Here is a 23,160-nt window from a genome sequence, read left to right on the forward strand (position 1 = left end):
GCTCGGCTTTTTTTGTTGTTCCAAAATGTAACGATTTCAAGTTTTGCTTATGATACTGTGAAAATAGGTAATTGATTACATAAAAATGGAGGTTGAATCGCTAGTGTGGATAATATTTGGAGTACTGACGGTCGCTGCGACATTGTTCAACTTGTATACGTTCATGGTCGGAAAAGATTTCAAGCTGCCGATGGCGATTGCGTTGTCGCTGACGGCGCTCACCGTGTGCGCGGACTACAGCTATTTATCAGTTTGGGTCGAAGCGGAGGATTGGGGTGCGTTAGCGGATGTCATACCAGGTATGGGACGGGCGTGGTGGGTCTTGACGAGCATCTCGATTCTATTGAACCTATTGCCGATATTTTTAGAGCGCAGCAGAAAGCGTGTGTGACGAGTTTCTTGATAGTATGTAAAAATTTGCGAAACCTTTCGTCCGGATTTTCGTAAAAGATAACGATCAACATGAATGGGGTGAAGCGCATGAAACTAGATCGGGCAATCTTCACAGGGGCTTCGGCGATGTTCAAAGCATTTATGAACTCAGAGGAGAATGAGTTGAACAGAGAAGAGATGATTCAAGCGAGAGTTGCTGAGTCTTCAGGAATTGGTTCGTTCAATGAGACAGATTTCATCATGTTCAATGGAATCGAAAAAGTGAGTCCGTTCGCGGACATGCTGCGTAATGCAGATGATGCGTTCGAAGATTCCATTCACGGGGAACCGGACTTTGACTTGGAGCTTCATTGGAAGGGCAGGATGATGGCACAGTATCATCTTTGGCTCGGACAGAAACATCAACCGAGCTTTTTGATGGATGTGACGCATCCGCATCTCATCTATCGCGTGTCGAGAGATATGACGAATCAGTTGATTCAAGTGCTCGGGGTGGATGAGTGAACGAGTGACGTGGAATGTGAAACTTTACTTGCTTGAATCGCGTATATCATCCATATACAGACAGAGGGAGTCTATTTATGAAACATCGACATACACCAGTCTTTGCTCTCGTCAGGTTATCACTTACCTTGACCGGTTGTGCCTCGAACGATTTCCGGACGGATGGGATTGAAGAAGTCCGCGTCTCGGAATCGGACGGATTCAGCAGTTTTCAAGAGCGCGATCTCGTCACGTTCGACGAACCGGAAGCGATTCAAGTATTCGAAGACATGCTGCGTGAGGCAGACGAACTTCCAGGTGTCGCCAATGTGGTTGGGCCGGAATACGATATCGAAATCCGCTTCGAGGACGGGGAGACGGACCGCTATTACCTTTGGCTGAACGATGATGCGAAGTCCGCAAGCAGTCTTTACGACGCGGACGACACAAATATCGGCTACCACCTTCCGGCTGACGTGACGGACGAATTGATCAATCTGCTCGAGTCAGGCGACTAAAAAGACGCCTAAATGGGCGTCTTACGAGTTGAAGCGGATAAAGCGTTCAATCTGTTGCTCGCTCTTTCGCGCTTGACGGCCGATCCAAATCAGATGGCCGGGGCTGTTCAAGATGGTGAGCTGGGCGTGCGGGATGAGCCGTTTCGCATGATGCGCGTGACGGACCGGCACGGCCTTGTCATTTTTAGAGTGGACGATATACGTCGGGCACGTCACCCCGAGCAACGCTTCATCGGTCACTTGTTGACGAAGGTCGAACTGGGCACCCAGACCGAACGCCATTTGACTCGCGACTCGCTTCAACAAGAAGATATCGTACGGGGTCACTTCGTCTCGAATCACGTCTAATGCGAGCAGGCTCGTCGATTGAATCATGCGGGCCGTCGCTTCGAACGGTTGTTTTTGAATCGCCCGGAAGACGAAATGTTTCATCGCGAACTGAAGCGCAATGAAAGCCGGTTGGGCGACGTTTCGGCTGATGTAGCGCCGATACGGGAAGTCGACGACACTCGTCACCGCGGCCGCAAGCGTCAAGCTGAGCGCGTGGTCGTTCTGCGATGCGAGCTCGATGGCTGTCGGTCCCCCGGCCGAGATGCCGTACACGTGATATTGTTCGATTGCCATGACTTCCATCAGACGACGTAAGTTGGCGGCGAACGCTTGCGGCGAGGCTGAAAATGAGTACGGAGTCTCACCGTAACCGGGACGAGATGGGACAATGACCCGAAAACCGGACACGACGAGCCGGTCCACATGGTACGGTTCGAGGCTTGATGATTGGGTCCCATGAATCAGAACGATGACCGGACCGTGACCACGGTCCATATATTCGATTTTCGTGCCGTTGACGTGCGCGTAATGTTTCACTGCGGAAGGGCCTCCTTAAACGATTTGTAATGGAAAATACCTTTATTTCATGGAAATAACATGCTACTGTCTGTTTATACATATTTTACAAAGAGAAGTGAGGGGATTAAACCGTGAACAACCGAGAACGGTTACTCGAGGTGAGACGGTTTTTCGAACGCCATACAGATGATAACCATCCGAAGACGTTAGAAGACTTGCTCGAATATTTATCTACTATCGGAGATACTTCTAAGTTAGCAAAAAAATCAGTGAAAGACGACATCCAAGCATTGACCGATTCGGGGTTCGAGGTGCAGGATGAGCTCGAGAAAAACGGCCTCGCCAAAAAATATTGGCATTCGGCCCGTCTGTTTGAAATTCATGAGCTCCGGATGATGGTCGACGCGATTGTCGCGGCGAAGTTCATCTCAGAGGACGTGACGGAACGCATCGTCGAGAAGCTTCAAAAACTGACGAGCATCCCGGAAGCGGAAACGCTTCAATCGATTATTAAGACACCGAAAAAGAAACATGGACAAATCCCGTACCATATCGACCGCATCCAGCGGGCGATTCAAGAACAAAAGGCGATCTCGTTCCAATACACGGACGTCGTCGGCTTTGACGCCACGAAACGGACGTTCCCACTTCGCCGTGATGGCGAACGTTACGTCGTCAATCCGATCGACCTGCACTGGAACCATGAGCAGTACTATTTGATTGGTATCGATGAATCAATCGGGGAAATCCGAAACTATCGTGTCGACCGCATCGTCAATTCGGAAATCGTCGAGGACGATACGCCGCGCATGAAACAGCATTTGCCGGACGACTATTTCCAAAAGTCGTTCAATATGTACAACGGACTCGACGAGGAGATTGTCCTTGCCGTTGACGAGCGCGTCCTCCCGGTCATTTTCGACAAACTCGGCGAAGACGTCTCGATCACGCAAGACGGAGACCGCTTCCTCATCCGCTTCGATGCGGCCGTATCTGACGGTTTCGTCTATTGGCTCTTGTCACTCGGCACGCAAGTCGAAGTGCTCGAACCGGTCACACTCCGCGATCATATGCGCGAGACGATCGAGGCGATGGCCGGTCGATACGCAAAGGCGAGCATTCACTGAAACGATTGAAATGTAGATATGATATACTGCTTGCGACACTTGTAGAAGGGGGACAGGCGGATGTTAGATTGGATGCCATTAATCATTCCGATTGTCGCTGTCATTTTTGTCGCCGTCGTCGCAAGACGCGCCATGAAAATGGACCAAGAGAAATAAGCTAGGACGGACATCCTTCTCGTCATGAGGGGGATGTCTTTTCCGTCCAAAAGGAGGAGACCGTTGGATACCATCACACATACGCTGTTCGGTCTGACGCTCTACGGGGCGGCCGACAAGCGAGAGCTTCAGAAAAACGAAAAACGGGCCTTGTTCGTCACGACGCTCGTCGGGAGTCAAATCCCAGATAGTGACGTCATCTCGCGATTATGGGATACGGAAGGGATGTACCAGATGTGGCACCGCGGCATCACCCATTCGATTTTCCTCGTCCCGTTATTCGCGCTACTCATCTACATACTCGTGCGCGTTTTGTTCAAGGTGACCGATATCCGTTACTTCTGGTGGGCGCTCATATCCGTGTTCATCCATAACACGGCGGACTTGTTCAACGCCTGGGGGACCGGCTACTTCGAGCCATTATCTGATGTCCGAGTCACGTTCGGTGTCATCCCGATCGTCGATTTCGTCTATTGGGGCATCTTCCTCGTCGCCTGGCTGATTGCACGGCGAACGGACGTCCGCCATACGGTGTATCGCTACGCCTGGGCCGCCATCGTCGTGCACGTCTTGATTCAAAGCGCGCAAGGGGCGTACTTGTATCAGTCGTATGCCGCCGATCACGATGAAGTGGCGCTGTCGGCCTCGTTCATCCCGACCCAGTTCACGGTCGTCACAAAGACAGATGAGTCGGTGTCGATTTACAGTGACTCGGTCTATCAAGAACCTGAAGTCCTTTACGAGTTGACGAGTGCAGACGATGCTGATTTGACCCCGCTCTTCGTCGAGAATAAAGAAGCGATCACGCTCAAACAGTGGTCCCCATTCGTTGTCATTGTCGAGGATGATGAGCGCCTTGGCCTTTACGATCCACGCTTCTTTGACGGTGAGTCGTCATTCCTTTACGAATACATCGAATTGTAGGTGATTCTATGCGTCGCATCCGTTATTTGTTCATCTTCGGTTACGAACAGGCACTCAGTTGTATCTTCCCGGTCGCCATCTTCGGGGCGCTCGCGTTGACAAAATGGTTCGACTTTCCGATTCCGCGCTATGACGTGCTACTCATTTGGTGCCTATTCGTCCAAGTCGTGCTCGTCAAAACCGGGCTCGAGACGATGGAAGAAGTGAAGGTCATCAGTTGGTTCCACGTCATCGGGCTCGGCCTCGAGCTGTTCAAAGTGCAGATGGGGTCATGGAGCTATCCCGACGAGGCGTTGACGAAAGTGTTCGGTGTCCCGCTCTATGCGGGGTTCATGTATGCGAGTGTCGGCAGCTACGTCGTCCAATCGTGGCGCCGCCTTGATTTGGAGTTTCTCAAGATGCCGCCACCGCTCATCGCGTTCGGTCTGGGAATCGCCATCTATTTCAACTTCTTTTGGCACCACATTTGGCTCGATTTGCGCTGGGTGCTGATTGGTCTCGTCTTTCTCGTCTTCGGTCGGGCCATCGTCACGTACCGGCTCGACGATCGTCGCTTCACGATGCCAGTCGTCGTCGCTTTCTTTTTGATCGCCTGCTTCATCTGGTTCGCGGAAAATATCGTCACGTTCTATAACGGTTGGGCCTATCCGAATCAGTTGAGCGGCTGGGCACTCGTCGACCTTGGCAAGCTGTCGTCCTGGTTCCTGCTCGTCATTATCAGTATCTTGCTTGTGGCGTGGCAGAAGCGAAGGCAGGAAATTCTATGAAAAAACGTGTGCAGCCACATCGGGTCGCACACGTTTTTTGGTTATGTCGTTGGTTGTTTGGAGCGGGCAATCATATGGACGATGAACACATACAGGGGAAATGTGAACGTGAGCGCGATGATCAGCAGCCCGACGGCCGGACTTGGCCATGCCGCTTCATTCGGAGCGGGGACGATCCGTGTCCAGACATAGGTGAACAGCGCTAAATAGGGGAGCCATAGCACGTACAGGGATAGGTTCCATGGTGAAGGAGCCAGTCGCCTGATCTGTTTGACGATGAGCCGCGCGAACAACCAGAGTGAAGCAAGAGCGATAGAGACGATGACTAGCATATAAATATTGCCTATGATCAAATAGAGCCGTCCGCTGTTGGCAAGCAGTTGAATGTTTACGAACAGGGTGAGCGCGAGCTGGATGGAGAGGGTTTGTATGTTGAGAAAGTGTGTCATAGAGATCTCCTCGAAAATGAAATGGTGATGAAACTTTGTCTGTTAGTAACCGTAAAAAGAGGTGAGGTGATAAGTTTGATTGATTTAATCGGGTTTTGGTGTATCGCGCTCGCGCTTGTTGGCGCGACAGTCATGTATTTCGTCCAATGGTGGAAAGACCGAAAGTTAGGAAAGTTGTTTGCGTCCATTGGATCGCTCATGTTAGTCATGCTAGTGTTGCTCGTAACGGTTCCAGATACATATGACCGGATGTATAGTCGCTACATGACAGAGACGGGAATGTGTTATGTAATCGATAACGGTGCGAAAGCCCGTGACATCGATGTATATCTGAATGGCGTGCCGTACGAAACGCGCGATCGTCCCGATATTCCGTTCGGTCCTGGCGTTGAATATGAATGTACGATCACGTTCACGCAGGAGTTGAAGACGCTCGTCAATTATGAGTTACGATCTGAGGATGGTGATGTACTATTTTCGACATACTAAGGTGTTCCTTTCATGAAGGAATACTTTTTTGTTTATCTCTTGATTGGGATGTTCGATGTAGCTGGAACACTTAAAAATTGTGCCTGAGTATATGAGCAATTTAATAGTAGCATAATTTATCTCTTTATTTTTTGAATATTGTTATTATTTACAATATTTCTGTGATAGAATCAAAAAAACACATATGGCTTTTTTTTACTTTTAAATTGAGGAAATGTTTTATTTTGGAGAGCCTTCTTTTTTGTTTGTGTTATTAGGCGATCAAATTTAAAAGGAAAGAATCTCATGGCTCAAAAGGGAGAGAAACAGATGAACTGGATTGCTCAAAAATCGGCTCAGTTTTTTATCACCATATTTGTATTGATTGCGATCAGTGCCTTGCCTTCACTCGTCGTGCAACTCGAGTTCGTCCCATCGAACTACTGGCACGGGATTCAACAACAATTCAGTCAGTTGGCGAAACTCGATGAGATTACATATTTCAACGTCACCGCGCAACGCGAGTTACCGTTATTGCCAGATCTTGCCCCGCTCATGAAAGAGACAGTCATCATCTTTGTGACGTCACTCATCGTCTCGGTCGGGTTTGCCCTTTTGTACGCCTATTTCTTTTATCGGAGCGGGAAGCGCGTGCGCACGGTGCTTCAGCAAACGAGCCAAACGCTCGAGATGATTCCAGATTTGTTTTGGCTCATCTTTTCGCAATTCCTCGCCATCACGATTTACAAGAAGACGGGGTTTGATCGGATTGAAGTCGCAGGTGGGTTCGCTGAATACATACGCTTTTTACCGATTGTGACGTTGACACTCACGATTCTGTTCTTCTTCCTTAAATGGTTGACGAAACATATCCTCGAAGAAGAAGTGTCGTTGTTTCTCGAGCTGGCACGGGCCAAAGGCGTCCGACCGGCCGCCCTGTTCTGGAGACACTTGCTCCCGAATTTGGTGTATCGCTTCTACCTCTTTTTCCGCTCGAACTTGATCACGGTGCTATCGAGTCTACTCATCATCGAATATTTATTTAACGTGCAAGGAATTTTCCGGTTTGCCGTTTATAATCCGGTCATGCCGATTCTGCTCGTCATCTTGTTGGTCGTCTATATCCCGATCTTCATATTGGATTTACTGGCGGAGTGGATCATCCCGAACGCCTGGAAAGGAGGGATTTGATGCGTCGGACGCTACTGCGTGACCCGATTTTCATCATCGGGTTCGTGATTTTTGCCAGCTTACTGTTACTCAGTATCGGGAATACCGTATTCCGCGATGGCCAAGTCGATCAATTTTTGAACCGTTACTCCGACGAAGGTCGGTTGATTGGCATTCCACCGCTCGAACCGTCCAAAGATCAGTGGCTCGGTACCGACCGGGCCGGGAACGACTTGTTCCAGATGATGATTGAAGGCTTTAAATGGACGGTCGGTATTTGTGCGACCGTGGCGCTCGGACGGATGGCGATCGGCCTATTAATCGGGATTCCACTCGCGTTTCGCGGGGCGCGCGTGAACCGATTGTTCAAAATGGTGTTAGATGGTTTTTTGATTCTGCCCATCTCGTTATTGGCCATGATGATGCTGTTCCCGTCCTTTTTCTTCGCAGACTCGACCGTGGTGCCACCGCTTCTGGACCGCGTGACGCTACAGTTGACGGTCTTCGTGGCGCTCGGGTTGCCTGCCGTCACACTCTATCTCATTACAGAAGTCCGACAATTGCTCAAACAAGAGTTTATGATTGTCGCCGAGACGTTAGGCGGCAGTGTGTGGCATCGGACAAGACGACACCTGTGGCCGCACCTCGTTCCAACGCTGGTCATCGTCTTCATGCAACAATTCGTACAAACGTTGATGTTACTCATCCATCTATCTTTGTTCGGCGTCTTTTTCGGAGGAACCGTCTTCTTGTTTGAAGGGGTCAGACCGACGCTGTTTGAATGGTCGTCGATGTTCGGTTTTTATTTCACGCAGTTCACGGCGACGACGTGGGTGACGAACCATATGTTCCTCGTTCCGGCTCTCGGACTGTCCATGCTCGTCTTCATCAGCAATTTGTTGACGAGTCGGCTTGAGCGAGCGTTCCGGTTACGACGCCAAGAGGCGGTCGTCACGGAAGAGACGATGTCTCAAGTCGAGGCGGCGGCTGCGTCGCTGGCTGATTCGTTCACACTCGTGCATGCGGATGGAAAGTTTGCACTCGATGGAAAGAGACACAAGGACGATATCGTTTAGAGTTGTTCGATGATATCTCAACAGTGTCAGCGATTAAAAAAGTAAGATGTTTAAAGTGAATACAAATCTGGTGTTCCCACGAGTGGGAATGCCTTTTTCTATTGTTATTAACGGGCTTTATACTCATTGATATCTGAATAATCAAATAAAACAATAGTCATTTGGATAAATCTTGCTATAATTAATCCAACTAATAATTACCAAATGATACCTTGGAGGTAAAAATATGGGTGAAATTAAATGCTTACAGATGACTCGAAAATTTGAAGGTGACGGAATTGACACATATGCGTTGAAGCCAATCACTATAGATTTTAAAGCGGGTGATTTTGTATCCGTCATTGGACCATCAGGGTCAGGAAAATCGACACTACTAAGCCTCATAGGAACGCTTGACGTGCCGACAAGCGGTAATCTTTATTTCGATGGGAAAAAGCTAAGTCAATTGAACGCGAAAGAACTAGCCGATTTTCGTTTCGAGAAAGTCGGATTCATCTTTCAACAGTTCCATTTGATTCCCACATTGACCGCAATTGAGAACGTAATGGCACCGCTCTTTGGTCGTAAGGTCGACTACGACAAAAAAGAGCGGGCCTTATCGCTCTTGGAACGAGTCGGGTTACGGGAGAAGGCGGAGTCGTTGCCGTCCCAATTGTCGGGCGGACAACAGCAGCGCGTCGCGGTCGCCCGCGCCCTCATCCATGAGCCGGAATGGTTGCTCGCCGACGAACCGACCGGGAACCTCGATTCGGAGACGGGCGAGGTCATCTTCGAGCTGTTACGAGAGTTGAACCGGGAGAAGGGGTGTGGCGTCATCTGTGTGACTCACGACCCGAGTATCGCCGAGCGAGCGGATGTACAGATTCGCATGAAGGATGGCGCGGTCATCGAGGTGATCGACACGAGGGTGACGGGACATGCTTAAGTTCATCTGGAACTCATGGTGGCGCAACAAGGAACGGTTCATTCTGCTTCTCGTCGGCGTCTTGATCGTCAGTACCGGGTTGTCCTATCTCGTCGGGCTCACCGAGTCGAACAAGGGCACGGTCGTCTCCGAACTCGAGAAGCGATGGAAGTCCTCGTACCACATTGTCGTCCGGCCACCGGGCACGCGGAGCGTGACCGAGGAGTTGGACCTCCTCGAGCCGAACTATATGAGCGGACTTCAAGGAGGCATCACGCTCGAACAATATGAACAGATCAAACAGATCAGTGATATCGAGGTCGCGGCACCGATCGCGATGATTGGGTCATACGACTATTACACGGAAGTCGGAGAGTTCAAGTTGGATGAGACGGCGGTATATCGTGTCAACTTCAAAGAGGAGACGAACACGGGAGCCCATGTCGAAACAGACACCTCGACAACATATTTTCTTGGGAATTGGAGACCGATGGATGCCGATCCGAACTATGGGATGGCCCCGGTCCCGACTGGTACGACGTTCCGTCCTTCTTTTGGATCGAATTTCATGATTGCCGGGGTCGATCCGAAAGCCGAGTCGGAATTGGTTGGTCTTGATCAAGCAATCGTCGGCGGTGCTGATATCAGTCGCTATTTGCCCGAGGGAGAAGCAGAGGTCTCTCCAGAAGGAGCTGTACAGGTTCCGGCCATCATCAGCACGGATATGTTCGTGGATGCGAAGATGTCATTTGAATTGGAAAAGATCGATCTTCCTTTCAAAGGAGAAAGTGCACAGGAAATCGCAGAAAAGATACGTGATTCAGGCGGAGAATCGTACCTGAAGACCTTGTCCGGCGAAAAAATCGATCAAATCAATCCGGTGTCGACGGGAGATCTTCATCAAGAGCTCATCGATCAGTTTATGGCGGGACAAGGTTTTCAGTTGAGTGAGGACTTCACTTCATACAATTTTTTGGCGATGCGTCCCTCGTCTCTAAACTATGAGACCGTCACCAGTCCGTTCGCGGACCGCTGGCCGTTCGCCTATCAAGTGAAACCATATGAGGTGCCTGAGGATAGTCTATATCCCTACAAGCAGTTGTATCGTCCTCTCAACATGTTCGGGGAGACGAGTGCCGATTGGCCGAAGGTGAAACTCGACTATATCGGGGTCTTCGACCCGGGCAAGCTCGACATGGCGCGCGACCCGCTCACCGACCTGCCGATGGAGACGTATTTCCCGGCCAGGGCCGACTGGGTCATCGACGCGAACGACGAGCCGGTCAACCCGGTGAAGGAGATGTTGCCGCTCAACAACGACCGCGGCTTCCTCACACGCCCGCCGCTCGTCCTGACGACGCTCGAGGCGGCCGCTGCGATCCTCGGCGACCAGCCCATCTCGGCGATCCGGGTCAACGTGAGCGGGGTCGACGAGCTGAACGAGGCGAGCGAGGCGAAACTGCAGGCCGTCGCGAACGAAATCGAGGAGACGACAGGGCTCATCACCGACGTCACGCTCGGGTCGTCCCCGCAGATGGCGCTGACGTATCTGCCGGGTCTCAAAGAGGGCGAGGCGCTCGGGTGGGTCCAACAGCCTTGGGTCCGGCTAGGTTCCTCGTTCACCATCTTCGAGGAGACGAAGATGGGGATGGGTGGCGTCATCGCGAGCGTCATCCTCGTCGCGATTCTATACGTGTTCACGTCGAACGTGATCATGTTGTACGCCCGGAAGAAAGAGTTCGCCGTGCTCCTCTCTCTCGGCTGGGGACCGAGACAACTGTCTCGTCTTCTCTTGATAGAGGCGTTGCTGCTCGGTGGTGTCGTCGCCCTCATCGCGTGGTCGATCTTGGGTGCATTCCTACTCGCCGGCGATACGGCGACGACCGGCCTTCGCGTCGTCTTGATCGGGTTTGGCGGACTCGGGATTTATGTGCTGGGCTCGCTCGTACCGATGCTGATGATTCGACAAATCAAACCATACGAGGCGCTGCGCTCCGGTGCGACGACGCACGGGCTACGGCTCGTCCGGGCTGAGGGCGTGCTCGGGATGGCGTTCAACCAGCTCGTGACACAATGGAAACGGACGCTCTTGACGCTGCTCGCAATTGCCGTGCCGACGAGTTTGTTCATGTTCTTCCTGTTCGTCTCGGTCCGGCTACAGGGGGTCATGTTCACGTCGCTCCTCGGGGAGTACGTCGCCCTCGAGGTCGGGACGATGCACTATGTCGCCATGGGTGTGTCTCTCCTTATCGCCGTCCTGACGACGACGGAGGTCATGTGGCAGAACATCAACGAACGCAGAAGTGAGATCGCCATTCTCAAGGCGACCGGCTGGCGCTCGGCGAACGTACGAGGACTCGTGCTCGTCGAGGGAGGACTGCTCGGGCTCTTGGCTGGACTGCTCGGCCTGGTCGTCGCGGGCGTGCTCGTCTGGAACGTCTATGGGTCGCTCCCGCTTACCGAGGTGCTCTTCCTCACGGCTACGCTGCTCGTCCCGGTGCTGACGGGCTTGATGGGCGCGTTACTGCCGGCCCAGATGGCCGTCAACGTCTTGCCGTATCAGGCGATGCGCGGAACGCAGGTGAACACGAGACGGACCGAACGACGCTTCAAGTGGGTCCTCGGGACCGTCGCAGGCGGGCTCGGCGCAGCCGTCTTGACCTTGTTCTTCTTCGCTCTCCCGGAAGGCCAACAGGAGTCGGTGCCGCGTGAAATGGTCGATGTGCAAGGGACGCAAGGGGAGAAGTTAGGTGACCTCGATTCCGACTCGAAAGATCCAGAATCTTCGCCGGCGTCCTCGAAGACGGGTGCGGTTGAGTCCCGCGGCAGCCAGGCATATCGTTATTATGAATATGACGACCCGACCTACCGTGATGAACTCGTTAGCATCGAGAAAATCGTCCCGACTCCTGATGAGGTTGCCCCAGCTAAGCCAGGATACAAGTTGGTTTCGGTGGCGGTACGTGGGAAGACGCCTCAAGACGATGTGCATGCAAACGGTGGAACCATCAAGTACCATCCGCCAGGTTTTAAGTTACTAGATGACAAGGGTGAAGAGTACAAGGTGAAATCATTTAGTGTAGTTGAACGAGGGGGATGGGAACATAACTCTTGGCTTCGAGTCCCTTCAACGTCTTTAGTCACATTGACATATGAAGTTCCAGAAGACACAGTACGGGTCGCGCTTATCGTTAATGGGGATATAGTGGCCGGTGAATATGTGATTGGTGTGGATATTTCTAATAAACCTTCTGAGTCTTCACGAGAAATCGAAAAACGAGGAAATGATTCGTATCGTTATTATGAATATGACGACCCGACCTACCGTGATGAACTCGTCAGCATCGAGAAAATCGTTCCGACTCCTTCGGAAGTCGCCCCTGCTAAGCCAGGATACAAATTGGTTTCGGTGGCGGTACGTGGTGACACACCGAAGGCCGGGACGGACTCAGATGGGGGAATTATCAAATACTATCCTCCGGGCTATAAGTTGCTTGATAATCAAGGAGAAGAGTATAAAGTCAAAACATTCACGATGGTCGAACGAGGAGGCTGGGAACACAACTCCTGGTTACGTGTTCCGTCTACATCTTTGGTCACCCTGACCTATGAAGTTCCAGAAGAAACTAAGCGTGCAGCGCTCCTTGTGAGCGGAGAGATTGTCGGAGGAGACTACGTGATTGCCTTCGATATCAACTAAGTAAAGTCACAGTGGAATTAAAACGTGTTCAAAGCATCGATTATTGCTTTGTGCACGTTTTATTTTGGATTAATTTCGCATCTGAATTCTTCTTAAGAATATACGCATTTATTTTCAAACGGCCTAAACGATTAGAGAATCTGCATGTCCGTTGATAAGGTTTTGCACTATGGAAAAGAACGTCTAATTAGCGCTATTCGCATCTCTCAATCTGTCGAAGAGTCGACTTAATACAGGATTGCAATCAAGTATATGTCAGAGAAAGTGGAGGAAGGATTTCAACGAATGCATATCGAATGATGTGATGTAAAAGATGTTATTTGTTGTTCATTCAGAGTCGACGTTAAAGCGTGTAGAAACAATTCATTTCAAAGGAGATTATTAGATGGAATCAAATACAGTGACGGTATCATCTCTCGTTGATGCGCCAATCGATAAAGTATGGCGACTTTGGACAGAACCTGACCATATTAAGCAATGGAATCATGCATCAGAAGATTGGCACACGACGGAAGCAGAGAATGACTTGAGAGCCGGTGGAAAGTTTCGAAGTCGGATGGAGGCTAAAGACAAAAGTATGGCCTTCGATTTTGAAGGTGTATATGATGAAGTATTAGTCAATCAACTCATTCAATATCACTTTGAAGATGAACGCAGAGTACACATTTCATTTGTTTCAGAAGGTGAGCAAACAAAAATTGTTGAAACGTTTGACGCGGAATCGATGAATCCGCTTGAGTTACAGCGTCAAGGTTGGCAAGCAATCCTTGAGCATTTTAAAAAGTACGTTGAAGAAAACTAACGTATGCATAAAAAAGTTTGAGAGGAGACACTCTGTACACTTTTCGATGTCGAAATGTAAACAGAGTGTCTATTCTTTATTTTTTCAGAGGTGAGGATATTATTGTATGAATTCAATGAAGTAGAGCTCAACCCATTAAAAATGGTTTTTCCTAGAAGTAGGATTATCTCTCAGGACCACCAACGTATTTCGTTTTTCCATCCCAAAAATCATTAAGATGATTCCACCATTCAAGTGATTCTTGATGCAAATATTCATGAAATACACTCGTCTCTCTTCCGCTGTATAATAATTTGTTTTGCATATCTTCCAATAATCCGATTGTCACAGCTTCTTTAACGTAAGGATCACCAGTTGTGTGAAATAATTCAATGACATGAAACACCGCCGGAAACTCTTTCAACTTGTTTTGTCTATACAAGTCAACGATGTGCGCAGCAAGATCAGCAAAATCGATATACAGTAACTGCTCATCTCCAGTCTCGTAATTGTCTTCAACATATGCATTCCATCGATTTCTATAGGAAGGACACGCTTGTAAAAATAGTTCCATCACTTCGCATTTAGAGATTTCTTTTTTCATAGTTTTCCCTCGCTGATAGTATTGTGTAAAGGAATGATTCAAGGTGCCTCGCCTTCGTATCAGTCGTCAATCACATCTTCTCCTGATTGCCGCAGGTTCTCAAGCGATTCAAGCATATGCGTGATCACATCATCCGGATGGCGTTCCCACGTCCCGAGCTCGGCCACGACTTTGAGCGGGGCGTTCGACCGGTACGACCGGGTCGGATTGCCAGGGAAGCGCTTGTCCGTCAAGTTCGGGTCATTCTCGAAGTCACCCGTCGGTTCGACGAGATAGATGCGTTCACGAGCCTCACCGCTCGCCAGTTCGGCACCCCATTTGGCGGCGTCGAGGGTGGCCGTGAAATAGATGTAATTCGACTGCTTATCTTGATAGTTTGAGCGTCGCTTCGGTTCTAGCAAGTCACCTAGCTTCAGTTCGGCTTTCGTGCCGTGAAAAAACGGGCCTGGATCGAGCGGTCTCATGTCATCAGTCATGCTTCATCTCTCCTTCAGTCAGGTTGTCTTCACAGTATAGTGGATGAATTTAGGAGAACACAGTCTGTTTTTGGTTCGAGAATCACGATATAATAGAGACGGGAAGAGCGACAGGCTCTTCCTTTTTCGTTACAACGAATTCAAAGCTGTTTACGAAACGAATAGCTCGTGATGGCATAGTCCATTTTGTCTTTATAAAAGCGGTGCGCCTCGGTCCGGGCAAGTCCTGACTCAAGGGCGACGTATTTGGCACTATGGTCGCGGGCGTATTCGTGGACGAAGTGAAGCAGCATCTCACCATATCCGTTCGAGCGATGGTTCGCGCACGTCACAAGGTCGTAAATGAAGACGTGTTTCTCGAGATATAGATTGACGCGGAGCTCAATACCCGCAAGCGATACAATCGCATCGTCGGCGTATAACGCATACAGTTCATAGCCTTGCGGTCGCATGGCGGCTACGATTTCACGATACGTGTCGAGCGTCAGGTCGGTACGCAGTTGGTTCATGACTGGGAACGATTCATCGAGTTCGTGTGGCGACTCGATTGGTTTGATGAAATAGATGGTCGATGGAATGGGAATCATGCCTCCTTGAGGGGATGTTATATGTGGATTTCGCTCTCGTAAGACAGGATTCCTTCCATACTTATAAACGGACAGAAGGGACAGATATATCGTGAAACATGCGCTAGTGATCGGCGGCAGCGGGATGCTGGCGGGGACGGTCCTTTGGTTAGCAGAGGTTGGGTATCACGTGTCCATCATCGGACGGGATGCCGAGAAAATGAACCGATTGACCGATCAATCGCCAGATCGGCTGTCTGCCATATTGTTCGACTATCGGGACGACTTGCGTCTCAAGGAAGCGTTGCGAAGTTCGATTGCGGATCACGGAGATTTCGACTTGGTCGTTGCCTGGATTCATTCGGACGCAGCTAACGCCTTACCGTGTGTGTTGTCAGCACTGCGCGGGGGCACGGACGTGTTCCATGTTCTCGGGAGCCGCGCGAATCCGAGCGGTGTGAGGAACGGGCTGAGGATCCCTAAAAATGTCCGTTATCACCAAGTACAACTCGGCTATCAGGTCGTGAAAGGTCAGCGCCGCTGGTTGACGCATGAAGAGATTGCCGGAGGCGTGGTCGAGGCGATTCATGAGAAGAAACCTCTTTGTTTAGTCGGCTTTGCAACGAAGTGAGAATATTGATTTTAAAAAATGTAAATTTGAGAAAGGTGTGCCGTACATATGAAGATTCTGATTGGCCAACCCAAAATGGAAAAACACCTAGAGCAATTCAGTCAAGACATCAAAGCGAACCCCGATGTGGACTTGATCTTGTACCCGGAAGGCTATTGTCAGGTTACCCATCTTCCCGAGGTCAAGAAACTCGCGAAGCGATTCCAGACAGCGGTCGTGATGGGCTATCGAAACGAGCAGAACGTGGACCGCGCCTTTATCATCAACAAGCGAGGGGAGATGCTGTTGGACCGTGCCAAGACGCCGGAAACGATGCCGCTCTTCATGCCGTCAACCGTCGAGGACGACGTTCACCGATACGGATATGTGCTCTGTCGAGAAATCTTCATGGGGCTCGACGGACTCAAATCGAAAGATAACATCCAACGCATCTTCAATCCGATTGGCGTCGGCATGTTCAGCGAAGTACAATATGCGGACTGGTCCGGCGAAGCGAAGCAAATCGCGATGCAACAACGCTCAATCATACTCGGGACGAGCCACGCCGACGGGTCGTATCGGAACTGTGGATTTTCAATTCCAATCGCTTACTGTTTTGACGAGACGGGCGAGACCGTATTGCTCTCGAAAAACGATACGCACACCCGGATTATCGATACGGTGACGAAAAAAAACAACGTGCTTCTTCCACAAACTTGAAAATTTTGATTGACTAAAAATTCCAATACGAATATGATACTCTTACATATTCGATAAAGGCATAGATGAGAAAAGTAGAGTGACTCGATTTTTATACAGAGAACTTCGGTAGCTGAAAAGAAGTTGAAAATCCCCACTTGAAAATGGTCTCTGAGCTTCGACCCGAAAGTACGAAACGTATGAGTAGGCTTCGACGGGAATTGGCACCCGTTATCAATGTCACGGTATACGAACGATTTTTTGTTCTGTACTTGAAGAGGCAAATGGTGTAAGCCATTTTGCGAACTAAGGTGGTACCACGGGGAATCCAAACCTCGTCCTTAACTGTTATGAACAGTTGAGGGCGAGGTTTTTTTGTTTTCTATTCAACTAATTAACTGGAGGAATGAAGTCATGGCTGTATTCATTGGTGGGGCTTGGGTGTATGCGAACGGATCTTTACATTTAGGACATGTTTCGAGTCTTCTTTCTGGAGATATTTTAGCAAGATATTTTCGGCTAAAAGGAGAAGAAGTACTGTACGTGTCAGGCAGCGACTGCAACGGGACCCCGATTACAGTCAGGGCGAAACAAGAAGGCGTATCCCCGGCTGCTATCGCGGATCGGTACCATGAAGAGTTTGAAGCATGTTTTTCTAAGCTCGGATTTTCATATGATGTGTATACAAGGACGGACACCGCGTTCCATCATCGGAGCGTGCAACGCATCTTTCTCAATTTGCTTCAAAAGGGACTGATCTATAAAAAAGAAGTCGAACAAAGCTATTGTACCCATTGTGAACAATTTCTTCCGGATCGCTATGTGGAAGGAGTTTGTCCGCAATGTCATGGTCAAGCGCGTGGCGACCAATGTGACCATTGTTCTAAAATGCTCGAGCCGCTCGATTTGCTGGAGCGCCAATGTAAGCTTTGTGGGAACGAACCGACGACACGTTCGACTGAACATTTTTATCTTTCATTGAGCTCGTTTCAAAAAACGTTAGAATCGTATGTGACCCATGCGCAGACCCATTCACTTTGGCGTGAGAATGCGATCTCACTGACGAACAGATACTTGAGCGAAGGGTTGCAAGACCGTGCCGTATCACGAGATTTATCAATCGGTGTCAGCGTGCCAATCAAAGGATATGAAGCGAAAAAGATATATGTGTGGATTGAAGCGGTAGCAGGCTATTACACGGCGAGTCAACTATGGGCGCATACTAACGGAACTGATGATTCACCGTTTTGGTCACCTGCTGTGCGATCATATTACGTACATGGAAAAGACAATGTCCCTTTTCATACCGTGATATGGGCCGCGATTCTTGATGCCTTGGGAGACAAAGCGTTACCGACGCACATTGTCTCGAACGAGTATGTAACGCTCGAGAAACGAAAATTATCCACGAGCAAGAACTGGGCAGTTTGGGTACCGGATTTGTTAGAGCGGTACGATGCGGATTCGATTCGCTATTTTATGACCATCAACGCACCTGAGAACAGGGATGCCGATTTTTCGTGGAAAGAATTCATCTATAGTCACAATGGTGAATTGCTAGGAGCTTACGGGAATTTTGTCAACCGAACGCTTAAATTCATTGAGAAATCATTTGAAAGCGTCATTCCCGACGTAGACGTATCGATCGAGATTCAATCAAAAATTGAAACGTTGTATGAAGATGTGGGTCAACTCATTGAACAAGCGAAATTCAAGCAAGGCTTGGAGACGGTTTTTGAAGTGGTTCGATTTTCGAATAAATATTTCGATCAACAGCAACCTTGGAAAGAAATCAATACAAGTGAACAAGAGTGTCAACAGACGCTAGCGAACTGCGTTCATTTGATTATTAATTTGGGACGTATCTTGGAACCGTTTCTGCCATTCTCGAGTGAGAATATTTACGAAATGATTAACGTGGTGGGCGAGGGATGGAATGTTGTAAGGATCAAATCACATCGTTTGAACAAGGTGGCTCCGTTATTTGACAGAATCGATGTGGCCAACATTGAGGAAGAACGGGCGAGACTTTACGAGCAATCAATCACATGACGGGATGGAGGTGTATTCCTCATTTCGAATGATGAATATGTGAAAGGGGCCATATCGATGATTAAGGCCGTCATATTCGATTTAGATGGCACGCTGCTAGACCGTGATGAATCCGTGCGACGGTTCATCCATGACCAGTATGCGCGCTTGAAAGAACGTCTGAAAGGCATCGAAGAACGAGATTATGTCACGTGCTTCATCGAACTCGACAATCATGGATATCGATGGAAAGACGCGGTGTATGACCAGTTGATTCAGGAATTTGAGATTAGTAGAATCACTCGACGACTATGTGAATGAGTTTCAGCATTGCTGTGTCGCTTTCCCGAATCTCGACTCGATGCTGAACGCCTTAAAAGCGCGTGGTCTTCGACTCGGTATCATCACGAACGGATTTGGCGAATTTCAAATGAAGTCCATCCATGGTTTAGGGATCAGTGACTATTTCGATTGTATTCTCGTCTCTGAATGGGAAGGCATGAAGAAACCAGATCCCGAGCTGTTTCATTGGGCTCTCGAGGCATTAGACGTTACGCCAGAAACTGCCATGTTAGTCGGGGATCACGCGCTCCATGATATTCAAGCCGCTAAGCGAGTCGGCATGCGGACGGTTTGGAAACGGAACGACCGGTGGGAGGAGTCTGAAGCAGACGCCGATGATTCGATTGACGATTTGTCCGAATTGATTGTGATGCGGTGAGATTATCTTTAGGAGAGGAAGTTGCGTGATGCCGTTAGATGTAGCGTATATCGAGGAGCGGATGAGACATCATCGCGTTCCGGGTTGTAGCATCGTCTGGCTTGAACATGGGCAATTGATGGATCGGTACGGTAGCGACGGAGAGCGGTCAACTCGTGACGGCTGACACGCTCTTTATTGAACGGAGAAACGCCGTATCACGACGGACCGGTTCAGGTGACTGGCGAGCCGGGCCAAGCGTTTCATTATTCGGAGGCTGGATTTGGTGTGATTCAACTGTTGGTTGAGGACGTCCTGAAGCGCCCGTTCGCGGATGTGATACGTGACGAGCTGTTCTTCCCGCTCGGTATGCATGCGAGTGGGTGTGACTTCGAGGTGGAAAGTGTGACGTTCGCGAGCGGCCACGACAAGCGCGGCCATTCCGTCGCCCCCATCATCCCGCACTATCCATATCCATCGGAGGCCGGGCTATGGACGACGACAGAGGATTTGATGCGCGTCGTCATCGAACTGATGGAGGCGGTGAAAGGGAACAGTCGCGTACTGTCTCCTCGGATGGTAGAAGACATGCTGTCTGCTTCGTCGTTGAACCCCGGTGTCTTTCTTGATGGGAAACAGTAGCAGCGAGAGCTATCCTCGCTCGGCTGGGGATTGGTTTCAAAGCATGCTCGTGGCGTACCCGGACATCGGTAAATCACTGATCATCATGACGAATGCAGATTTAGGGGTACATCAAATAGATGGTCTGATTGGGGATGTTTATCGTGCGACATTCAACTGAATGTCGACATGTTCGCATTGATTTCATCAACGGCTGCGTTGCAATTTTCTAGATTCACGTCATAAAACGTATGCTCATGCGTCAACGACACGTGTTCACCGCTTTGAAGCTCGTACTGTTCGAGTAACGGGCGAATCCGATCATGGACGACGCGGGCGGCCTCAGGGGACGTGTGCGGATAGATGATGGCGAACGTGTCTAGAGCGACTCGGTATTTATGATCTGTTCGTCTCGTGGCCAGGTGGAGCTCGTCACTGAAGTAATTCAAGAACCATTCATACTCGGTCCGTCCAAACCGTTCTTCGAATTGTCTCAGCTCATGAATCTGAATGAACGAGACCGTGAAGGCGTCACCGTGGCGAATGAGGCGATCGCGTTCGGCATTCAAGTCCATCCGAAACCGTTCGGCGTTATCGAGCCACGTCTCAGGGTCGACGGCCACGAGCTGTCGGGTACGCTCCTCTAACTCGAGACGTGACAGTTGTACGTTCTTCACGAGTTGATGAACGAGACCGGACAAAATGGACATGACGAGCAGCAAAATCGTAAAACTGATACCTCTGCCGTTGAAAAACTGAACGTTTCCTGCTTCATAGATGGATGCGAACCATCGGAAATAGATGAATAAAAAGAGAAGGAGTGATACAGACAGGGTCAGCCCGGCCCGCATTCCGAAGATAAGGGAAGATAGAACGACGGCCGGTAAAATCAAGTAGCCGAGAAGACCGGTGTTACTATCGGACAAAAGAACGGTGAATGCCATCGAGCCGACAATCATACAGGCGATGAGCCCGAACAAATAAGTCGATTCATTGGTCCATTGCTTCATGTTTAACCCTCCATCTGTTTTAAATCAGCTCGCGATGAGCCACCATCTCAATTACCCGCTATGTGTGGGAAATAACCAATCAAAGATGTCCGTCACCTTCATTATAGAACATCAGATTGGGACGATGAGCTCGTTTTTCGAATCGGAGCAAGTGCGTTTCTTCGAGCGGATGAAGTAAACGACACCACCGGGACAGATGTCGGTGGTGTCGTCAGTTATGTGGCAAAGTTAGTCCTGCCATCGTGAATCAACGTGCCAATCGATTCGCCCATACAGATGCGCTTCATCGCGCCCGTCTCGTCAAAGTCGAACACATGGACCGGGAGATGATTGTCTCGCGCGAGAAGCAGCGCCGATTGATCCATCACCTTCAAGTCATGGCGCAACACATCGTTATAGTGGAGCGATGTATATTGTCTCGCCGTGCTCGAACGATTCGGGTCGTCCGTATAGACGCCGGAGATTCCGTTTTTGGCGACGAACAGGGCGTCACAGTGCATCTCGACCGCGCGTTGAACCGCCGGATAGTCAGTCGAGACGAACGGCTGACCGTTACCACCTGCGAAGATGAGGACGTATCCTTTGTTCAGATGGGTGAGTGCCTTCAGTCGAATGTACGGCTCGGCCATACTCGGAATCGGCATGGCCGTCATGACCCGAACTTCGCGGTCGGTCTTACTCTTCAGGACCCCGCGAAGCATCAAGCTGTTGATGACGGTGCCGAGTGTGCCGATGTTGTCGGCCTCGACGCGGTCGATACCCCATGCGTCGGCCATGTTGCCTCGGAAGATGTTCCCTCCGCCGATCATCAGGGAGACGTTGATGCCCATATCGATCAATGACAGGATTTCAACCGCAATTTGATCGAGGTTGTGTGCATCAAAATTTGAGTTGTCTTCGCCGGCGATGGCTGCCCCGCTCAACTTGATGAGCACGTTCTGATAGTTGTTCAACGCTACACTCCCTTTCTGATTTCAAATCTCCAAAATTATATAGGTTCTTCAATTATTTAGCAATGATTTTAACGGGTCAGCTATAATGAAAAGTGAGATTGTTGGAAACGGGAGACGATTAGGGGGCGATATCCATGAACCATTTTGTGAAAGTGTTTGAGACAGAACTTGAAGTGAAGCGTAAAGGAGAGCATGGTATACCAATCGTCATCATGACTGGAATGGGTTGTTCGTTCGAAGAGTGGCATGAGGTGACAGAGAAGCTAAGTGTAACGAATCAGGTCATCCTGTATCACCGCCCGGGGATTGGCAGAAGTGAACAGAGTCAACGCACACGCAACACCGAAGCGACTGTACGTGAATTAAAAGAACTGTTATACGTTCTGCGTATTGACAGTCCTATCATCTTACTCGGACATTCCTATGGAGGGCTTTGCGCCCAGCATTTCGCGAAGCGTTATCCGTCTGATGTGGCTGCACTCGTGCTCATCGACTCCACATCGCACGACTCGGAAAGACTCGATACGCTAGACTTGCCAATCATGAATGAGGGAGCGTCAGATGAGGATTGGCTGAAACAATGTGAGGCCTATGCGGAACAAACCGAATCAGCGTTAACACAATGTATTCAAACCGTATTGACACCCAATCAGCGGAAGCTTCCGAGTGATGTTCAAGCAGAGTTGATCCAATTTTTCCAAAGGCCAAATCTGTATAAAACGATGATGGATGAAGTCAAGAACTGGCATGCGGATGCTCGGTTCATCAAACAGTTAGGAAGTCTCGGTTCGATGCCGGTATATGTGATTGGACGTGACGCCGACCATGAAGTCGAACAAGGCCAGTTAAACGGTTTGCCTGAATCTGAGTTAAAGTTATTAGAAGCAACGTGGCATCAACTCATGCGTGAACAAACGATGCTCTCGATAACTAGCAAGCTGGTGATTGCGGAACGGTCATCGCATGCGGTTCATGTAGATCGTCCTGACGTTATTATTTCAGTGGTAGAAGAACACATGTATCAGATGACTCAAGCGTTAAAATAAGCCATTGTTGTCGCGACAGCTTAAAGAGAGCCGATTGAGAGTGAAGTCTCAATCGGTTTTTCTATAGTTTCAATTAAAG

The 23,160-nt window shown here is 49.6% G+C and carries 28 protein-coding genes and 1 other annotated feature; of the genes, 21 read left to right on the plus strand and 7 right to left on the minus strand.

All coding sequences use genetic code 11. The annotated features are described in order from the left end of the window. The first annotated feature begins 103 nt into the window (after positions 1 to 103). The 3 genes from EVJ33_RS04690 (at position 104) to EVJ33_RS04700 (ending at position 1,394) form a co-directional block, all read left to right on the plus strand. Complete coding sequence (locus tag EVJ33_RS04690) at positions 104 to 391, plus strand: hypothetical protein (RefSeq protein ID WP_131434894.1); 288 nt, start codon at positions 104 to 106, stop codon at positions 389 to 391. An 89-nt stretch (positions 392 to 480) separates the two neighbouring features. Beyond that, positions 481 to 897, plus strand: coding sequence for a YhfM domain-containing protein (locus EVJ33_RS04695; RefSeq protein WP_131434896.1), 417 nt, complete (start codon positions 481 to 483; stop codon positions 895 to 897). A gap of 77 nt (positions 898 to 974) precedes the next feature. After that, positions 975 to 1,394, plus strand: a complete 420-nt coding sequence (locus tag EVJ33_RS04700; protein WP_131434898.1) for a YhfM domain-containing protein — start codon at positions 975 to 977, stop codon at positions 1,392 to 1,394. Between the two features lie 21 nt (positions 1,395 to 1,415). Here the strand turns inward: EVJ33_RS04700 and EVJ33_RS04705 are convergent, their stop codons facing one another. Then, positions 1,416 to 2,261, minus strand: coding sequence for an alpha/beta fold hydrolase (locus tag EVJ33_RS04705; protein WP_131434900.1), 846 nt, complete (start codon positions 2,259 to 2,261; stop codon positions 1,416 to 1,418). 113 nt (positions 2,262 to 2,374) lie between these two features. On the opposite strand from EVJ33_RS04705, the gene EVJ33_RS04710 reads away from it, so the two are divergent. From EVJ33_RS04710 to EVJ33_RS04720, 3 genes are all read left to right on the plus strand, one after another. Beyond that, positions 2,375 to 3,370 (plus strand): helix-turn-helix transcriptional regulator, encoded by a 996-nt coding sequence (locus EVJ33_RS04710; RefSeq protein ID WP_131434902.1) that lies wholly within the window; start codon positions 2,375 to 2,377, stop codon positions 3,368 to 3,370. A 219-nt stretch (positions 3,371 to 3,589) separates the two neighbouring features. After that, positions 3,590 to 4,450 carry a metal-dependent hydrolase gene (locus EVJ33_RS04715; protein WP_131434904.1) on the plus strand — a complete coding sequence of 287 codons (861 nt, stop codon included), beginning with the start codon at positions 3,590 to 3,592 and terminating at the stop codon, positions 4,448 to 4,450. 8 nt (positions 4,451 to 4,458) lie between these two features. After that, on the plus strand, positions 4,459 to 5,217 hold the full coding sequence (locus EVJ33_RS04720) for a DUF817 domain-containing protein (protein ID WP_131434906.1): 759 nt from the start codon (positions 4,459 to 4,461) through the stop codon (positions 5,215 to 5,217). Positions 5,218 to 5,258: 41 nt separating this feature from the next. On the opposite strand, the gene EVJ33_RS04725 is transcribed toward EVJ33_RS04720, so the two are convergent. Continuing rightward, positions 5,259 to 5,666 (minus strand): hypothetical protein, encoded by a 408-nt coding sequence (locus tag EVJ33_RS04725; RefSeq protein WP_131434908.1) that lies wholly within the window; start codon positions 5,664 to 5,666, stop codon positions 5,259 to 5,261. A gap of 75 nt (positions 5,667 to 5,741) precedes the next feature. Here EVJ33_RS04725 and EVJ33_RS04730 point away from each other — a divergent pair, with 75 nt between their 5' ends. From EVJ33_RS04730 to EVJ33_RS04755, 6 genes are all read left to right on the plus strand, one after another. Then, on the plus strand, positions 5,742 to 6,155 hold the full coding sequence (locus tag EVJ33_RS04730) for a hypothetical protein (RefSeq protein WP_131434910.1): 414 nt from the start codon (positions 5,742 to 5,744) through the stop codon (positions 6,153 to 6,155). Between the two features lie 309 nt (positions 6,156 to 6,464). After that, positions 6,465 to 7,325, plus strand: a complete 861-nt coding sequence (locus tag EVJ33_RS04735) for an ABC transporter permease subunit (RefSeq protein ID WP_201739660.1) — start codon at positions 6,465 to 6,467, stop codon at positions 7,323 to 7,325. Continuing rightward, entirely contained in the window at positions 7,325 to 8,380 is a 1,056-nt protein-coding gene (locus EVJ33_RS04740; RefSeq protein ID WP_131434912.1) for an ABC transporter permease, read from the plus strand. Before EVJ33_RS04735 ends, EVJ33_RS04740 begins: the two co-directional genes overlap by 1 nt. A 226-nt stretch (positions 8,381 to 8,606) precedes the next feature. Further along, positions 8,607 to 9,305 carry an ABC transporter ATP-binding protein gene (locus tag EVJ33_RS04745; protein ID WP_131434914.1) on the plus strand — a complete coding sequence of 233 codons (699 nt, stop codon included), beginning with the start codon at positions 8,607 to 8,609 and terminating at the stop codon, positions 9,303 to 9,305. Continuing rightward, positions 9,298 to 12,984 carry an ABC transporter permease gene (locus tag EVJ33_RS04750; RefSeq protein ID WP_131434916.1) on the plus strand — a complete coding sequence of 1,229 codons (3,687 nt, stop codon included), beginning with the start codon at positions 9,298 to 9,300 and terminating at the stop codon, positions 12,982 to 12,984. The genes EVJ33_RS04745 and EVJ33_RS04750 overlap by 8 nt, the downstream gene beginning before the upstream one ends. 385 nt (positions 12,985 to 13,369) lie before the next feature. After that, positions 13,370 to 13,786, plus strand: a complete 417-nt coding sequence (locus EVJ33_RS04755) for an SRPBCC family protein (protein ID WP_131434918.1) — start codon at positions 13,370 to 13,372, stop codon at positions 13,784 to 13,786. Between the two features lie 163 nt (positions 13,787 to 13,949). Here EVJ33_RS04755 and EVJ33_RS04760 read toward each other — a convergent pair whose 3' ends face one another. The 3 genes from EVJ33_RS04760 to EVJ33_RS04770 all read right to left on the minus strand — a co-directional run bounded on the left by EVJ33_RS04760 (position 13,950) and on the right by EVJ33_RS04770 (position 15,432). Further along, positions 13,950 to 14,369 (minus strand): DUF7674 family protein, encoded by a 420-nt coding sequence (locus tag EVJ33_RS04760; protein ID WP_131434920.1) that lies wholly within the window; start codon positions 14,367 to 14,369, stop codon positions 13,950 to 13,952. A 59-nt stretch (positions 14,370 to 14,428) separates the two neighbouring features. Further along, positions 14,429 to 14,845, minus strand: a complete 417-nt coding sequence (arr, locus tag EVJ33_RS04765) for an NAD(+)--rifampin ADP-ribosyltransferase (protein WP_131434922.1) — start codon at positions 14,843 to 14,845, stop codon at positions 14,429 to 14,431. 140 nt (positions 14,846 to 14,985) lie between these two features. Beyond that, a complete protein-coding gene (locus EVJ33_RS04770) occupies positions 14,986 to 15,432 on the minus strand; it encodes a GNAT family N-acetyltransferase (protein WP_236634535.1) in 447 nt (148 codons plus the stop codon). Positions 15,433 to 15,523: 91 nt separating this feature from the next. On the opposite strand from EVJ33_RS04770, the gene EVJ33_RS04775 reads away from it, so the two are divergent. From EVJ33_RS04775 to EVJ33_RS15415, 8 genes are all read left to right on the plus strand, one after another. Beyond that, positions 15,524 to 16,042, plus strand: coding sequence for a Rossmann-fold NAD(P)-binding domain-containing protein (locus tag EVJ33_RS04775; RefSeq protein WP_131434924.1), 519 nt, complete (start codon positions 15,524 to 15,526; stop codon positions 16,040 to 16,042). A 48-nt stretch (positions 16,043 to 16,090) separates the two neighbouring features. After that, a complete protein-coding gene (locus EVJ33_RS04780; protein WP_131434926.1) occupies positions 16,091 to 16,741 on the plus strand; it encodes a hypothetical protein in 651 nt (216 codons plus the stop codon). 53 nt (positions 16,742 to 16,794) lie between these two features. Then, positions 16,795 to 17,066, plus strand: a binding site (T-box leader). A gap of 68 nt (positions 17,067 to 17,134) precedes the next feature. After that, the gene (gene metG / locus EVJ33_RS04785) at positions 17,135 to 18,772 is read left to right on the plus strand and encodes a methionine--tRNA ligase (protein WP_131435293.1); all 1,638 of its coding nucleotides are present in this window, start codon (positions 17,135 to 17,137) and stop codon (positions 18,770 to 18,772) included. 57 nt (positions 18,773 to 18,829) lie between these two features. After that, the gene (locus tag EVJ33_RS15730) at positions 18,830 to 19,072 is read left to right on the plus strand and encodes an HAD family hydrolase (RefSeq protein ID WP_330857559.1); all 243 of its coding nucleotides are present in this window, start codon (positions 18,830 to 18,832) and stop codon (positions 19,070 to 19,072) included. After that, positions 19,035 to 19,472, plus strand: coding sequence for an HAD family hydrolase (locus EVJ33_RS04790; RefSeq protein WP_330857560.1), 438 nt, complete (start codon positions 19,035 to 19,037; stop codon positions 19,470 to 19,472). The genes EVJ33_RS15730 and EVJ33_RS04790 overlap by 38 nt, the downstream gene beginning before the upstream one ends. A gap of 28 nt (positions 19,473 to 19,500) precedes the next feature. Continuing rightward, complete coding sequence (locus EVJ33_RS15410; RefSeq protein ID WP_161566895.1) at positions 19,501 to 19,638, plus strand: hypothetical protein; 138 nt, start codon at positions 19,501 to 19,503, stop codon at positions 19,636 to 19,638. Positions 19,639 to 19,649: 11 nt separating this feature from the next. Then, entirely contained in the window at positions 19,650 to 20,093 is a 444-nt protein-coding gene (locus EVJ33_RS04795) for a serine hydrolase domain-containing protein (RefSeq protein ID WP_161566896.1), read from the plus strand. Continuing rightward, positions 20,080 to 20,253 (plus strand): hypothetical protein, encoded by a 174-nt coding sequence (locus tag EVJ33_RS15415; RefSeq protein WP_161566897.1) that lies wholly within the window; start codon positions 20,080 to 20,082, stop codon positions 20,251 to 20,253. Before EVJ33_RS04795 ends, EVJ33_RS15415 begins: the two co-directional genes overlap by 14 nt. Here the strand turns inward: EVJ33_RS15415 and EVJ33_RS04800 are convergent. Then, positions 20,246 to 21,082 (minus strand): GGDEF domain-containing protein, encoded by an 837-nt coding sequence (locus EVJ33_RS04800; RefSeq protein WP_131434929.1) that lies wholly within the window; start codon positions 21,080 to 21,082, stop codon positions 20,246 to 20,248. The two genes, EVJ33_RS15415 and EVJ33_RS04800, sit on opposite strands and share 8 nt — an antisense overlap. Before the next feature lie 215 nt (positions 21,083 to 21,297). Then, positions 21,298 to 22,035: a UMP kinase gene (gene pyrH / locus EVJ33_RS04805; RefSeq protein WP_131434931.1), complete on the minus strand. Its 738-nt coding sequence runs from the start codon at positions 22,033 to 22,035 to the stop codon at positions 21,298 to 21,300. A gap of 134 nt (positions 22,036 to 22,169) precedes the next feature. Between pyrH and EVJ33_RS04810 the strand changes: the two genes are divergently transcribed. Then, a complete protein-coding gene (locus EVJ33_RS04810) occupies positions 22,170 to 23,081 on the plus strand; it encodes an alpha/beta fold hydrolase (RefSeq protein WP_131434933.1) in 912 nt (303 codons plus the stop codon). The last annotated feature ends 79 nt before the right edge of the window (positions 23,082 to 23,160 follow it).

It is taken from the genome of Exiguobacterium sp. SL-10 (genome assembly GCF_004337025.1).
GTDB lineage: Bacteria > Bacillota > Bacilli > Exiguobacteriales > Exiguobacteriaceae > Exiguobacterium.

Bases quoted from the DNA above. Each gene is read 5' to 3' on its own strand.
- EVJ33_RS04750 (WP_131434916.1), top strand. From the start codon at position 9,298: ATGCTTAAGTTCATCTGGAACTCATGGTGGCGCAACAAGGAACGGTTC.
- EVJ33_RS04720 (WP_131434906.1), top strand. From the start codon at position 4,459: ATGCGTCGCATCCGTTATTTGTTCATCTTCGGTTACGAACAGGCACTC.
- EVJ33_RS04755 (WP_131434918.1), top strand. From the start codon at position 13,370: ATGGAATCAAATACAGTGACGGTATCATCTCTCGTTGATGCGCCAATC.
- EVJ33_RS04770 (WP_236634535.1), bottom strand. From the start codon at position 15,432: ATGATTCCCATTCCATCGACCATCTATTTCATCAAACCAATCGAGTCG.
- EVJ33_RS15410 (WP_161566895.1), top strand. From the start codon at position 19,501: ATGCCGTTAGATGTAGCGTATATCGAGGAGCGGATGAGACATCATCGC.
- metG (WP_131435293.1), top strand. From the start codon at position 17,135: ATGGCTGTATTCATTGGTGGGGCTTGGGTGTATGCGAACGGATCTTTA.
- EVJ33_RS04740 (WP_131434912.1), top strand. From the start codon at position 7,325: ATGCGTCGGACGCTACTGCGTGACCCGATTTTCATCATCGGGTTCGTG.
- EVJ33_RS04810 (WP_131434933.1), top strand. From the start codon at position 22,170: ATGAACCATTTTGTGAAAGTGTTTGAGACAGAACTTGAAGTGAAGCGT.
- EVJ33_RS04780 (WP_131434926.1), top strand. From the start codon at position 16,091: ATGAAGATTCTGATTGGCCAACCCAAAATGGAAAAACACCTAGAGCAA.
- EVJ33_RS04760 (WP_131434920.1), bottom strand. From the start codon at position 14,369: ATGAAAAAAGAAATCTCTAAATGCGAAGTGATGGAACTATTTTTACAA.
- EVJ33_RS04695 (WP_131434896.1), top strand. From the start codon at position 481: ATGAAACTAGATCGGGCAATCTTCACAGGGGCTTCGGCGATGTTCAAA.
- EVJ33_RS04800 (WP_131434929.1), bottom strand. From the start codon at position 21,082: ATGAAGCAATGGACCAATGAATCGACTTATTTGTTCGGGCTCATCGCC.
- EVJ33_RS04700 (WP_131434898.1), top strand. From the start codon at position 975: ATGAAACATCGACATACACCAGTCTTTGCTCTCGTCAGGTTATCACTT.
- EVJ33_RS04725 (WP_131434908.1), bottom strand. From the start codon at position 5,666: ATGACACACTTTCTCAACATACAAACCCTCTCCATCCAGCTCGCGCTC.
- EVJ33_RS15730 (WP_330857559.1), top strand. From the start codon at position 18,830: ATGATTAAGGCCGTCATATTCGATTTAGATGGCACGCTGCTAGACCGT.
- EVJ33_RS04735 (WP_201739660.1), top strand. From the start codon at position 6,465: ATGAACTGGATTGCTCAAAAATCGGCTCAGTTTTTTATCACCATATTT.
- EVJ33_RS15415 (WP_161566897.1), top strand. From the start codon at position 20,080: ATGGGAAACAGTAGCAGCGAGAGCTATCCTCGCTCGGCTGGGGATTGG.
- arr (WP_131434922.1), bottom strand. From the start codon at position 14,845: ATGACTGATGACATGAGACCGCTCGATCCAGGCCCGTTTTTTCACGGC.
- EVJ33_RS04745 (WP_131434914.1), top strand. From the start codon at position 8,607: ATGGGTGAAATTAAATGCTTACAGATGACTCGAAAATTTGAAGGTGAC.